The sequence below is a fragment of the Lagierella massiliensis genome (assembly GCF_001407835.1).
Classification (GTDB): Bacteria; Bacillota; Clostridia; order Tissierellales; family Peptoniphilaceae; genus Mediannikoviicoccus; species Mediannikoviicoccus massiliensis.
The window spans coordinates 866,739-880,694 of record NZ_CYUO01000005.1; the positions used below are offsets into that span (position 1 = coordinate 866,739).

Annotated in this window: 15 protein-coding genes; 4 read left to right on the top strand and 11 right to left on the bottom strand. The window is 29.4% G+C overall.

The annotated features are described in order from the left end of the window. The 10 genes from BN2746_RS07755 to BN2746_RS07800 all read right to left on the bottom strand — a co-directional run bounded on the left by BN2746_RS07755 (position 1) and on the right by BN2746_RS07800 (position 9,762). On the bottom strand, positions 1-261 hold the full coding sequence (locus BN2746_RS07755) for a DUF1292 domain-containing protein (protein ID WP_055079214.1): 261 nt from the start codon (positions 259-261) through the stop codon (positions 1-3). A gap of 9 nt (positions 262-270) precedes the next feature. Further along, positions 271-684: a Holliday junction resolvase RuvX gene (gene ruvX, locus BN2746_RS07760; protein WP_055079215.1), complete on the bottom strand. Its 414-nt coding sequence runs from the start codon at positions 682-684 to the stop codon at positions 271-273. Between the two features lie 9 nt (positions 685-693). Then, positions 694-1,641, bottom strand: coding sequence for an aldo/keto reductase (locus tag BN2746_RS07765; RefSeq protein WP_055079216.1), 948 nt, complete (start codon positions 1,639-1,641; stop codon positions 694-696). 1 nt (position 1,642) lies between these two features. Beyond that, positions 1,643-1,906: an IreB family regulatory phosphoprotein gene (locus tag BN2746_RS07770; protein ID WP_055079217.1), complete on the bottom strand. Its 264-nt coding sequence runs from the start codon at positions 1,904-1,906 to the stop codon at positions 1,643-1,645. 24 nt (positions 1,907-1,930) lie between these two features. Continuing rightward, entirely contained in the window at positions 1,931-4,570 is a 2,640-nt protein-coding gene (alaS, locus tag BN2746_RS07775) for an alanine--tRNA ligase (RefSeq protein ID WP_055079218.1), read from the bottom strand. Between the two features lie 9 nt (positions 4,571-4,579). Then, positions 4,580-5,785: an AI-2E family transporter gene (locus BN2746_RS07780; protein WP_055079219.1), complete on the bottom strand. Its 1,206-nt coding sequence runs from the start codon at positions 5,783-5,785 to the stop codon at positions 4,580-4,582. Between the two features lie 100 nt (positions 5,786-5,885). Continuing rightward, entirely contained in the window at positions 5,886-6,305 is a 420-nt protein-coding gene (locus BN2746_RS07785) for an RrF2 family transcriptional regulator (protein WP_055079220.1), read from the bottom strand. 73 nt (positions 6,306-6,378) lie between these two features. Then, the gene (leuS, locus tag BN2746_RS07790; RefSeq protein ID WP_055079221.1) at positions 6,379-8,790 is read right to left on the bottom strand and encodes a leucine--tRNA ligase; all 2,412 of its coding nucleotides are present in this window, start codon (positions 8,788-8,790) and stop codon (positions 6,379-6,381) included. Positions 8,791-8,985: 195 nt separating this feature from the next. Further along, positions 8,986-9,210 carry a YdbC family protein gene (locus BN2746_RS07795; RefSeq protein ID WP_055079222.1) on the bottom strand — a complete coding sequence of 75 codons (225 nt, stop codon included), beginning with the start codon at positions 9,208-9,210 and terminating at the stop codon, positions 8,986-8,988. A gap of 9 nt (positions 9,211-9,219) precedes the next feature. Beyond that, a complete protein-coding gene (locus BN2746_RS07800; protein ID WP_148445406.1) occupies positions 9,220-9,762 on the bottom strand; it encodes a hypothetical protein in 543 nt (180 codons plus the stop codon). A gap of 317 nt (positions 9,763-10,079) precedes the next feature. On the opposite strand from BN2746_RS07800, the gene BN2746_RS07805 reads away from it, so the two are divergent. Further along, positions 10,080-10,691 carry a regulatory protein RecX gene (locus BN2746_RS07805; protein WP_055079224.1) on the top strand — a complete coding sequence of 204 codons (612 nt, stop codon included), beginning with the start codon at positions 10,080-10,082 and terminating at the stop codon, positions 10,689-10,691. After that, on the top strand, positions 10,688-10,939 hold the full coding sequence (locus BN2746_RS07810; RefSeq protein ID WP_055079225.1) for a GIY-YIG nuclease family protein: 252 nt from the start codon (positions 10,688-10,690) through the stop codon (positions 10,937-10,939). Before BN2746_RS07805 ends, BN2746_RS07810 begins: the two co-directional genes overlap by 4 nt. Positions 10,940-10,989: 50 nt before the next feature. Here the strand turns inward: BN2746_RS07810 and BN2746_RS07815 are convergent, their stop codons facing one another. Next, positions 10,990-11,883 carry a DegV family protein gene (locus BN2746_RS07815; protein ID WP_055079226.1) on the bottom strand — a complete coding sequence of 298 codons (894 nt, stop codon included), beginning with the start codon at positions 11,881-11,883 and terminating at the stop codon, positions 10,990-10,992. A 106-nt stretch (positions 11,884-11,989) separates the two neighbouring features. Here BN2746_RS07815 and asnA point away from each other — a divergent pair, with 106 nt between their 5' ends. Both asnA and BN2746_RS07825 read left to right on the top strand, forming a co-directional pair. After that, positions 11,990-13,003: an aspartate--ammonia ligase gene (asnA, locus tag BN2746_RS07820; RefSeq protein WP_055079227.1), complete on the top strand. Its 1,014-nt coding sequence runs from the start codon at positions 11,990-11,992 to the stop codon at positions 13,001-13,003. 137 nt (positions 13,004-13,140) lie between these two features. Further along, a complete protein-coding gene (locus BN2746_RS07825) occupies positions 13,141-13,953 on the top strand; it encodes a pyruvate, water dikinase regulatory protein (RefSeq protein ID WP_055079228.1) in 813 nt (270 codons plus the stop codon). Positions 13,954-13,956: the final 3 nt, after the last annotated feature.

A 13,956-nucleotide genomic window follows, 5' to 3' on the forward strand; every position in this document is an offset into this window, starting at 1 on the left:
CTATCTACCTCCTCTTTTGTCATTTTCACTTTTTAATTCTAAATATATATCCACTACTTCATCAAGTTTATTTTCATCTTTAATACCTTCAAACAAAACTTGATTATCTTCGTCTTTGTAAGTTTTAAATATATATAATAATTCATCTTCTTCATCTGTAGATTTCAAAACTACATAATCGTCATCTTCAATTCCAAAAGTATCTACAAGATAATATTTTTCTATTTCATTGCTTTCATTGTATATTTCAATTATATCCATAAGATCTCCTTATCGTATCATATCCAAATATGATTGAAGTATATATGTTGAAGCGACTTTATCAATCACTTTTTTTCTATTTTTTCTACTAACATTTCCTTCAATTAATATACGCTCTGCCGAAACTGTAGTTAATCTTTCATCTTGCAAAATTATTTCATTATCCAACTCTTTTTTCAAACGATTAACAAAATCTAAAACTTTTTCACCTTGTGGACCAATGGAATTATTCATGTTTTTAGGTAATCCGACTATTATTTTTGTAATTTCATTTTCTTCAATTATATCTTTCAATTTTTGAATATCTTTCTTTATACCAGTTCGTATTATAGTACTATGACCTTGAGCGGTTATAAAAAATGGATCACTAATTGCTACACCAATAGTCTTATCTCCTACATCTAAACCCATGAATCTTTCCATTATAACTCCTTATATTACTTTAATATAAAAATCTTCACATACTGTTGCGCAATATCCACAAAGAACACATTTATTAGGATTTACTTTTGCTTTGTGATTTTCCAGATATAATGCATTTTGGTCACATCTTTTAACACATTTCCCACATCCGACGCAATAGTCTTCAATTATAAGCTTTCTTTTTCGTGATGAAAGCTGTTCAAGCTTTTCATTGTACTTATTATTAATAATTAAATCTACATTACAATCTATTTCGTCTTTGGATTGACAACCTATGGCTATACTATCTGCTAAGTTCAAGTCCTTAACAAATTTAATTGATTGATAAACTTCAGGTATTAGATGACCTCCACCAAGGGGCTTCATGCTATATATACCTTTATTGTAGGACTTTGCTTTTTTTAGAACACTTATCATATCCTCTGCATTTCCATCTGGAATTCCAAGTCCATTTTTATTTAAGATGGGATGTATAAGTTCTATTTCATTAAACTTGTTAGCTCCTTCAACTCCAGAAATTCTATGAGTTGATAGCCCCACAGCTCTTATATACCCTTTTTCTTTGGCTCTAATAAGAAATTCGAGAGCTTCGAAATGTCCTTTAATTGTAAACTCAGATTCTTGCTCATGTAATAAAAAAATATCAATATAATCTGTATTAAGTCTTGTGAGTGCATCTTCTAAAGCTTCCTGAGCAAGTTTTTTATTCCATGCATATGTCTTTGTCGCTACTACATAATTGTTTCTTGAAATACCTTTATACCCTTTTGCTATATACTCATAATTATTATAAAGCTGTGCTGTATCAATGAAATTAACACCTTTTTCAAAGGCATATCTAATTAGATATGCCCCTTTATCTACAGGTAGATTACTTTGAAAAGGTGTAATAGTTAAACTGCCAAAACACATTGGAGAAACCATAATTCCTGTGTTTCCTAATTCTACTAATTCCATTTTACTTGTCTTCGTTTAAATAGTATTTAAGAATCTCTTCTAGTAAATCATCTCTGTCTACTTGTCTGATAATATTTCTTGCATTTCCATGAGAGGTAATATAGGTTGGATCATCAGATAGCAAATATCCTATGATTTGATTAATAGGATTATATCCCTTTTCCTTCAAGAGTTCATAAACTGTTGTTACAATATTTCTAATTGATTTTCCCGAATCTTTTTGTGGTTCAAACATCATAGTTTCATTCAAATGATCTTTATTCATAAAACCCTCCTTGTTTTACTGATACTATTTCTTTAAATTGTTTATTATTGATTCAACAGAGGAAAGAGCTTCATCAACCTTATCAATATGCCTGCCTCCTGCCATAGCAAAATCAGGTCTTCCTCCGCCATTTCCACCAGTTATTTTTGCAACTTCTTTTACTATATTTCCTGCAGATATAGTCTTTCCAGCTAAATCTTTTGATACTGTAGCCAAGAAGTTTATCTTATCCCCTGCTACATTCGCAAGTACAACAACTCCTGATTGTAATCTATCCTTTAGATTGTCTCCTAATGCTCTTAAATTATCTACAGACATATCACTAACTCTATGAGTAATGAATTTTATTCCTGAGACTTCCTTAACAGTTTTAAGAATATCATCACTGCCTTTTAAACTATCTTTTTCTTTCAACTTAGATAGTTCTTTTTCTAAAGTCTTAACTTCTATATGCATATATCTAATTTTAAATGCCAAATCTTTCTTTTCTGATTTTAAATTATCAGATAATTCATTTAAAACAGATTCGTCATCTTTTAGAACTTCATAAACTTTTCTACCAGTTATTGCTTCAATTCTTCTAACTCCTGCAGCAACCGATGATTCTGAAACTATTTTAAGCATTTGAATCTCGGATATATTATTTACGTGACATCCTCCACAAAGTTCTACAGAAAATTTATCTCCTACTGTTACAACTCTGACTATATCTTTATATTTATCTTCAAATAAACCTGTAGCTCCATATTCCTCAGATTCTTTTAAAGTCATACTTTGTTTAAATACTGGTAGTGCTCTTGAAATAGAATCATTCACTATGTCTTGTACCTTTAGTAAATCTTCTTTTGAGATAGTTTCAAAATGAGTAATATCAAAACGAAGTCTATCTGGTCCAACATAAGATCCTGCTTGGTGAACATGATCCCCCAATACCTCTCTTAATGCTCTGTGTAATAAGTGAGTTGCTGTGTGATTTTTAGTAATGTCATGGCGTCTATCTACATCAACATAAAGATTAACTTTATCTCCTAAATTAATTTTCCCCTCTTTAACAGTAACAAAATGATAAATTCCATTATTCTTATTCTTTTTCGTATCAAAAACTTCAAGAAAACCTGTTTCAGATTTAATTAAACCAGTATCTCCTACCTGTCCTCCACCTTCTCCATAAAAAGGTGTGGTCTCTGTAATAACAATACCTTCTTCGCCAGCTGAAAGGCTATTTACTAAATCACCTTCCTTTAATATCATTATAACTTCCGATTCAGCAGTCATGTTGTCATATCCAATAAAATTTGACTCTTGCAAATTAATTAGATATTCATTTTTTTCGTTTGCCCAACCGACATTGCCACTCTGTCTTGATGATCTCGATCTCTCTCTTTGTTCTTCAAGCAAGTTATTAAATTCATCAAGGTTTACATTTAAAGAATTTTCTTTTAAAATTTCAACCGTTAAATCTATTGGGAAACCATAAGTGTCATATAATTTAAAAGCATCTTCGCTATTAATATAGTCAAGGTTAGATTTTTTTGCATCCTCTATTAAATTTTCAAGTATTGAAAGACCTTGATCTATAGTTTCTTGGAACTTTCCTTCTTCAGAAGCAATTATTTTTGTTATTCTCTCTTTATCTCTTAACAATTCAGGATATTCCATATTGTAAATTTCCATAACCTTATTTACAACTTCTGTTAGAAATTTACCTTTTATACCTAATAACTTACCATGTCTTGAGGCTCTTCTGATTATTCTTCTAAGAACATATCCTCTACCTTCATTACTTGGAATTATCCCATCATATACTAAGAAAGTCATAGCTCTAACATGGTCTGCTATTATTCTTATAGAAATATCTTTTTTGTCATCTGTCTTGTATTTCACACCGGAAATATCTTCAATAGTATGAATTATATCTTTAACAAGATTGATTTCAAAAATATTATCTGCATTTTCCATAACCATAGTGATTCTTTCAAGACCCATTCCTGTATCAATGTTTGGATGCTTTAAAGGAGTATAGTTACCTTTTGAATCCTTGTTAAATTGTGTAAACACTAAGTTCCAAACCTCTAAGAATCTATCACAATCACATCCAGGTTTACAATCTGGATCTCCACAGCCATACTTTATTCCTCTATCTACATGAATTTCAGAGCATGGTCCACATGGTCCTTCTTCAATTTCCCAAAAATTATCTTCTTTTCCAAGTCTTACTATTCTTTCTTCTGGTACACCTATCTTGTCTTTCCAAATAGAAAATGCTTCGTCATCTTCTTCATATACAGAAATCCATAGAATCTCTTTAGGAATTTCCATTCTTTCAGTTAAAAATTCCCATGCCCATGAAATTGCCTCTTCTTTAAAATAGTTACCAAAAGAAAAATTTCCTAACATTTCAAAAAAAGTTCCATGTCTTTGAGTTATACCAACGGATTCGATATCTGCTGTTCTAATACATCTTTGTGAAGATGCAGCTCTATTTCCAGGCATTTTTAATTCACCTGTAAAATATTTTTTTAAAGGTGCCATACCTGCGTTAATCAACAATAAACTGTCATCATCCATAGGTATTAGCGGGAAACTCTTTATTATATTATGTTCTTTTTCACGAAAAAATTCTAAAAATTCTTTTCTTATCTCATTTAAACCTAAGTCTTTCATTAAATTCTCCTATATATTTCTATGATTGTTATCAAAGAAAAAGTTTTTTATATCATTTTTAAAGTGACCTGTGACTACTTTAAGTGTTGCCACAACTGGAACCGCAAATATCATTCCAGGAACTCCAAACATTCCAGCTCCTATAATTAAACTGACTAATATTAAAAGTGGATTTAATCCAATTGTAGTTCCAAGTATTTTTGGTGCAAGTATATTATTTTCAACCCATTGAATCAATACAAACGCAATCGCAACTATCACAGCTTTTATTGGGCTATCTACAAGTGCTAAAACTACTGCGGGTATAAATCCAAGGGCTGGTCCTATATATGGAATAATATCTGCTACACAAGTTATAATTCCTATTATAAGTGCATAATCTATTCTCATAATAAGTAAGAAAATTGTAGTCATTATTCCTACAGCTATAGCCATTATAAGTCTTCCTCTTACAAATTGAGAATTGACCCTATCTACCTCTCTAAAGAGAGATACAGTACCTTTATATTTATTTGCAGGAACTTGCTTTTTAATCCAAATAAAATACTTTTCTTTGAACATAATAAAATAAAATGTAAATACTGGTATTAAAACAATTCTCAAAATACCACTTGCGAGTCCTGAGACTTTTTCTCCAATATTACCCAATTCAAATATTAAATTATCCTGTACCTTATTTAAACTCTTTAATATACTTTTAGTTCCATCTAATATAAAATCATTTACTGCCGGATAATCTTTAAATTTACCACCTATTTTATCACTTAATCGATTAACATATCTCACTATCTGAGGTATTGATTGGACTAAATTTTTAAGTTGTTCTACGAGCATCGGCCATAAGAATACCACTATTATTGCAAAAAACAGTATTACAATCAAATATACAATTAATATAGCATAGGATCTTTTTAACCCTAAATTTTCAAGTTTAATAACCAAAGGGTTTATTAAATACGCTACAATAATAGAAATAATAGCTGTAGATAGTGTTCTACTTACAATTGGATACTTGTTGAATATAAAGAGAGTTATAAGTATCAATATTATAATAATTGCCGTTCTCTTTATAAATATCTGATCAAATTTTAATCTATTTCTTAAACTTACTTTCGTATTCCCAATGTTGATTAAATAGTAGATGCTAAATGATAATAAAAACACCACTAAAACCAATATGGTATTTAAAAGTAAATGTTGAACATCAAAAGGCATTTATACACACCCCTAAAAGTAAATTATCTCTTATATAGTATATCATAGATTTTTGAAATTGAATTTCAATTACGAAAGAAATTAAGAAAACAAGATAAAATTATCTTGTTTTCTTAACATTTCTATCTACCATATCCTGTAAAGTTATAGAATCAATTGTATTATTAATTTCTTCTGCAATAACTTGCCATACTTGTCTTGCAACACAGTAATCTTCTTTACAACAAACTCCGTCTGAATTTGAACACTCTGTAACTCCAAAGAAATCTTCAGCCGATCTTAACACATCACCAACTGTTATTTCATTAGGATCTCTGGTTAAGAAATATCCCCCTTTAGGGCCTCTTATACTATCGACTAAATTATCCTTTTTTAATTTTCTAACCAATTGTTCTAAGTAACCCATTGGCAAATCAGTAGCTTTTGAAATTTCACTTAGAGGAATTGGGTCTTCTCCATAGTGTCTTGCTAACTCAAACATTGTATGCAACCCATACCTGCCTTTAGTTGAAAGTCTCATTATTTATCCTCCAAAATATCAATTTTGACTTTTGACATCCATTATCTCAAATTAAATCAAAATTGAAAAACTCCTATTTTATTACTAAATTCACAATTTTTCCAGGAACATATATCTTTTTAACTATATTCTTATCTGCTAAAATAGATTGAAATTCATCAGAAGATGTTACTTTATCAAAAACAGTTTCTTTTTCATCATCAACATTAATTTTTATAGTTCCCTTAACTTTTCCATTAAATTGAACAGGAATTTCTATTATATCTTCAACTAATTTTTCATCATCATATTCAGGCCAGATTTGCTCATGTATTTTTCCATTCTTAATATTTAATTCCCATAACTCTTCAGTTATATGAGGAGCAACTGGATTTAATAGAATTAGAAATGTTTCAAAATCTTTTAATGTGATTTTTGTATTTGAATAAAATCCATTTAATAATGTCATGAGCTGAGCTATAGCAGTATTGAATTTTAAATTTTCATAATCTTCAGTAACTTTTTTAATTGTTCTGTGAATTTCCCCTTCTAATTCTTTAGAGTATTCTTTTCCTTCTATTAGTATTTCTTGAAGTTTCCAAACTCTCTCTAAAAATTTTCTACATCCCTTTACTCCATTATCTGACCATGGCGCTGATTTTTCAAAATCACCTATAAACATTTCGTAGGTTCTTAATGTATCTGCTCCGTAGTCTCTTATTATATCATCAGGATTTACTACATTTCCTCTTGACTTTGACATTTTTTCGCCATTATCTCCAAGAATCATTCCATGACTTGTTCTCTTTTTATAAGGTTCTTTTGTATTTACTACTCCTATATCATATAAAAACTTATGCCAAAATCTTGAATATAGTAAATGTAGAGTTGTGTGTTCCATTCCTCCATTATACCAATCTACAGGAAGATAATAGTTTATATTATCTTTTGAAGAGATTTCCTTATTATTCTTTGGATCTACATATCTTATATAATACCATGAGGAACCTGCCCATTGTGGCATTGTATCAGTTTCCCTTTTAGCATCTCCACCACAGCAAGGGCATTTAGTATTAACAAAGCTATCTATATTTGCAAGTGGTGACTCGCCATCTCCAGTAGGTTCATAATTATCTACATCAGGAAGTTTAATTGGTAGTTCTTCTTCAGGTACTGCTACCCAACCACATTTTTCACAATAAACAAGAGGTATAGGCTCTCCCCAGTATCTTTGTCTTGAAAATACCCAGTCTCTTAATTTATAATTAGTTTTTCTATTACCAATTTTTAGCTCTTCAGCTTTTGAAATTATTTTTTCCGAAGCTTTTTTTACGTTAAGACCATTTATAAAATCAGAATTTATTAATTTACCATTTGCTATTTCTGTTAATGGAAGCTTATCTCCTTCTCCTTGAGAAATTACTTGTATAATTTCAAGTCCAAATTTCTTCGCAAAGTCACAGTCTCTTTGATCATGAGCTGGAACTGCCATAATGGCTCCTGTTCCATAGGTTGTAAGTACATAATCTGAAACATAAACTGGAATTTCTTTACCAGTGAATGGATGAACAGCTGTAATTCCGTCAATTAAAACTCCAGTTTTATCTTTAACTAATTGTGTTCTTTCAAATTCCGACTTCTTCTCTGCCTCTTGTCTGTACTTTAATATTTCATCTGTATTTTTAATAGTATCCTTATACTTTTCTAATAGTGGATGGTCAACTGCTATAACCATATAAGTAACTCCAAAAATAGTATCGGGTCTTGTTGTATATACTTTTATATGGTCATCTAAATTAGATAATTTAAAATCTAATTCACAACCATGAGTTCTACCAATCCAATTAATCTGTTGCATTTTAACTCTTTCTGGATAATCAACTTCAGATAAATCGTCAATAAGTCTATCAGCATATTCAGTAATCTTTAACATCCACTGACTTTTAACTTTATGCTCAACTTCGCTTCCGCATCTTTCACAATGTCCACTTATTACTTCTTCATTTGCAAGTCCTGTTTTACATGATGGACACCAGTTGATTGGCATTTCTTTTTTATATGCGAGACCCTTTTCAAATAGTTTTAAAAATATCCATTGAGTCCATTTGTAATATTCAGGATCAGTTGTATTAATCTCTCTATCCCAGTCAAAAGAAAGCCCTATAGATTTCATTTGCTCTCTGAATCTATTAATATTAGTTTGAGTAATTAAAGCAGGATGAACTTTGTTCTTAATGGCATAATTTTCAGCTGGAAGACCAAAAGCATCCCATCCCATTGGATAAAGGACATTATACCCTTGAAGTCTTCTCTTTCTTGAAACAATATCCATTGCAGTGTACGGTCTTGGATGACCTACATGAAGTCCCTGTCCTGATGGATAAGGAAATTCTATGAGTGCATAAAATTTATCCTTATCATTATCAATTTCAGTTTTAAAAGTCTTATTTTCTTCCCAGTATTTTTGCCATTTTTTCTCAATGGCATTAGGATTATACAATTCCATATTCTCCCCCCAAATATAACTATAATAAGAAAAAACTTTCGTTCCAAAATGACACGAAAGTTAATTTTAATTAATGAGATTTTATTATACTAAAATATTTTCTTTTATTATCTTCTTGTCATTACAAGACTTAACTTATCACTATTATTGAAATCGAATTTTACAATCAAATTATAGCATTTTAGTCTAATTAAATCAATCTTCAAACTCTTCTTTAAGAAGTTCTAATAGAATTTTAAATTCATCTTCTGTAAAAGTGACTCCTTTGCTCATTCGAGTATGATCAGGATTCCACTCTCGAATATCATATTTAGCTGGTCTTTCAGACCAACTTACAAGATTCAATTCTTTTCTCCATCCCTTTGCGTTTTCAGATAATATACCCAAATTTTCAACAATTTCAAATTTAAATTCAGCCATGTTTTCCTCCTACATAATAAAATTATTTTTATTAGGGATAACTGATAACAACATCCCGTTTATTTGCTTTATTATATCATTTAAGCGATTAATATCATCACATAGATCTTCTTCGTACTTAAACACATGTTTTAATATAAGTTTATCCTCTTCATTAAAATTTTTAATTAACTCATTTAAGGCACTATCAAACTCTTCTCCATTCTCTATGGCATAAGATAATATATTGAGAGCTTTGTTTTCACAAATATTTATTTTGTCTAAATCTTCATGTCTAAATGCAATTAACGAATTCGAAAGTATTTCATCTATTTCATTTTTCATTTTATCTATGTTAAATCTTTCAATAAGCTTTTTAATATTATAATACTTTTTTTCCATGATTTTTGATTTTTCAACATTTTTATCATCTATATGTATGCTCTTCATGAATTCAACATCGACAATTGAGTCAATTGAATAAAGCATATCGTCAGTCATTTCAGAATTTAATTCCAAAGCTTTCAAAACTTCTACCTCTTGCAATTTATAAAAAAGTTCTTTCTGTTTCATATTTCTTAAACTTTGTAAATTATCAATCTTTTCAAGATTAAAGTCAAATTCTTTGATTTTGTCAATTCTGTCTGATATTAATTCAAGTAAATTATCCCCATTCAGTTACGATCCCCCCTTTTTATCTTAGTTTATCATTAATAAAAAAAGTTTCAAAATTGATTTTGAATTTACTGTTATGATATCATTAAATCATAGAAATTTAAAACTTTTAAGAAGGAGAATCTTATGAAAAAAAATAATTTTATTGTAAAATTAGTTGCCGGACTTCTTGTTTTAGCTATGATATTTCCTATTATTTTTTCATTTTTAGCAACATGGAAATAAAAGATATTACTTTCGATGATAAAAAAGAGCTTTTTGTAATTAAATTTGATAAGAGTACTTTAAATGCAAGTTATAACTTATATAACCAACTTAACCTTTCAAAGGGGAAAATCTTAAATGATGAAGAATTTTCTAAACTTAAAGATTTTAATGATTATAATGTAAATTTCTCTAAAGCTCTTAATTTTATAAGCTATAGAATACGATCAAAAAAAGAAGTCTATACTAAATTAAAAAAAGAAGATGTACCAGAAGAACATATTGATAAAATAATTTCAAAACTTGAAGAAGATGAATATATAAATGACTATAGATTTGCAAAAGCTTTCTTTGAATCAAAAACCAGAATTAATAAGTGGTCAAACAAGAGAATCGAATATGAACTTATTCAAAAAGGTATAAGTAAAGATATAATAAACGAATTTTCTTTAAATTTTAAAGAAATTGAATTTGAAAACGCTAAGGATTTAGCAGAAAAAAAGCTTCCACAATGGGAAAGAAAATTTGATGGATTCAAATTAAAGAATAAAATTTATACTTTTCTTTCTTCTAAAGGATTTGATTACAATACTATAGAAAGGGTTCTTGGTGAACTACTTTGAATTATGTATATATTTTAAAATGTAGCGATGAAACTCTATATACTGGATGGACTACAGACCTGAAAAAGAGAATCAAAACCCATAACTCTGGTAAGGGTGCAAAGTATACAAGAGGAAGAACTCCTGTGAAATTGATGTACTATGAAGAGTATGAAGATAAGCTTATAGCTCAAAGACGTGAAAGGGAAATAAAAAAATTAACAAGAGATGAAAAAATCCAATTAATTAAAGAAAAAAACCAAAATTAACTCTTTTTTAATTATGAAAATAAAAAATGTAATTAGAGGTAATCCCCTAATTACATTTTTATATTCATATATCCTTCTTCAATATTTTTCTTTAGTAGAGAGAACATCAAGGTTCCAGGCCCTGAATGAGAACTTATAACAGGTCCAATTTCGTCTATATATATGTTTGTAAATCCCATTTCACTTTCAAGTATTTCTTTAAAATCTAAAGCTGATTGTAAAGAATCTGAATGCCCTATAATGACGAGCTGATCTTTGCTGATGTCTTCATCTGTTTCTTTTTCGACCATTTCTACAAACTTTTTATAAACTTTTTTTAATCCCCTTGCCTTGTCAATTGGAACTAATCTTCCTTCTTTATCTACTATTAGAATGGGTTTTATATTAAGCATTCCTCCTACAACTTTTTCTGCTGCGGATACTCTCCCTCCCCTATAAAGGTATTTTAAATCATCAACTGTAAAGAATGTTATAGTAGAATCTATAAGTTCTTTTATTTTTAAAACAACATCTTTAAAACACATTCCACTATTTATATATTCTACCGTTCTCCTTGCTAATAATCCAAATCCATATGAAGCAAGTTTAGAGTCAATTATTTCTATAACCGCATTAGGCTTTTCTTCAAGTAACATATTTTTAGCTAATCTTGCAGAATTTATTGAACTTGTTATACCACTTGATAATACTATGGAAATAACTTCATTTCCCTTTTCCACTTCTTCTAAAAAAGCTTTATAATATCCATCAATTGATATCTGTGCTGTAGTAAAGACATCTCCTTTTCTCATTCTTTCATTTAATTCTTTGGAAGTTATGTCTATTCCATCTTTATACTCTACTTCATTACAAATTGCTGTAAAAGGTAATATACCTATATCATATTTTTTTGCCAACTCTTGAGATAAATCACACCCAGAGTCAACTAAAAGTTTTATACTCATTTTATCACCACACTTTAATTTATTATAACATGAACATTGACCTAAAATCTATCTTTAAGTATAATATCCATATTAATTGATATTTTGAAAATAGGAATGTGATGAAATGAATAATTTAATAATACCAGAAAATTATAAATCAAGTCTCGATTTAATAAAAACTCAAAAAGCTATAAAATTAATTAAAGATTACTTTCAAATAAATCTATCTGATAAATTGAATTTAATAAGAGTATCCGCCCCACTTTTTGTTGATAAACAATCAGGTTTCAATGATAATTTAAGTGGCTCTGAAATACCTGTATCCTTTAATGTTTTACAAGACGGAAAAAATGTAGAACTTGAAATTATACATTCTCTTGCAAAATGGAAAAGAAATGCTCTCGCTTCATACAATATAGAAATTGGAGAAGGCATTTATACCGATATGAATGCCATAAGATCATGTGAAATATGTGACAACACTCATTCTTATTATGTAGACCAATGGGACTGGGAAAAAGCAATTTCTCCTGATGAAAGAAGCGAAGAGTATTTAAAAAAAGTGGTTAAAGATATTTATGATGTTCTATTAGACACTGAAGAAATGCTATTTCAAAAATTTGATGACTATAAGAAAATTTTACCTAAAGATATAACTTTTGTTTCAACCTTTGAACTTGAAGAAATGTATCCGGATAGTTCATTTGAAGAAAGAGAAAAATTATTCGCAAAAGAAAAAGGTGCAATTTTCATTTCAAAAATTGGAAGAAATTTAAAATGTGGTAAACCTCATAGTCTTAGGGCACCAGACTATGATGATTGGGATTTAAACGGTGATATTATTGTATGGAATCCAATACTAAATGACGCCCTTGAGCTATCTTCAATGGGAATACGCGTTGATTCAAAAACTTTAAAAAGACAGTTAGAGGAATCTAAAACTACAAACAGACTTAATTATGAATTTCATCAGAATTTAATAAACGGAAAATACCCTGAATGTATTGGTGGAGGTATTGGACAATCAAGACTGTGCATGTTTTTTTTACAAAAAGCACATATAGGAGAAGTTCAATCAAGCACATGGCCTAAATCCATGATTGAAGAATGTAAAATTCATGGTATAAATCTTCTATAAATTTACACCCGAATTAAAGATTAAATTTTAGTTCGGGTGTTTTTATTGTATTTTATTTAGTAAAACGGTATCACACCCCTTAAATTAAATACTAAATTAATGTATAATAATATTAGAAAATGTTTTGAGGGAGAAATATGCTGAAATTTATTGTAATATCAGACTCCACTGGAGAAACTTGCGAGCAGATCGTAAGAGCTGCTTATGCACAATTCGATATAGAAGAAAAAGAAATTGAACGACATTCAAATGTTAGAAATATCGATATCATCAACAAAATATTTAGTAAAATTGATAATGCTGAAAACACAATCATATTTTATTCTCTTGTTGATGAACATATTATTGAACATTTGAAGAAAATTAGTGAGCTTAAAAACTTGTACTCTGTTGATATTTTAACTCCTGCTATCATAGCAATTGAAAGGGTTTCTAATTTAGAACCTATAACTAAGCCTGGAGCTCTTCGAAATCTTGATGATCAATATTTTAAAAGAGTTGATGCTATAGATTTTGCTGTACGCTATGATGATGGAAAAGATCCCAGAGGTGTGCTATCTGCAGATGTCACAATTTTAGGAGTGTCTCGAACTTCTAAAACACCTCTATCAATGTATTTAGCAAATAAAAACTTCAGAGTTGCAAATATCCCGTTAGTTCCCGAAACACCGGTACCTAAAGAGATTTTTGAGGTTCCAAGCAAAAAAATAATTGGTCTTACTAATTCACCAGTTAAACTTAATTCTATTCGAAAATCAAGACTTCAATCCCTTGGCCTACCATCAAACTCTTCATATACAAATCTTGATAGGATTTTGTTAGAGTTAGAGTATGCTAATTCTATTATGAAAAAAATCGGATGCCCTATAATAGATGTGTCCGATAGGGCTATTGAAGAAACAGCAGAAATAATTATTAGACATCTTAGAAAAATCAATAATAGGTTGTAGGAG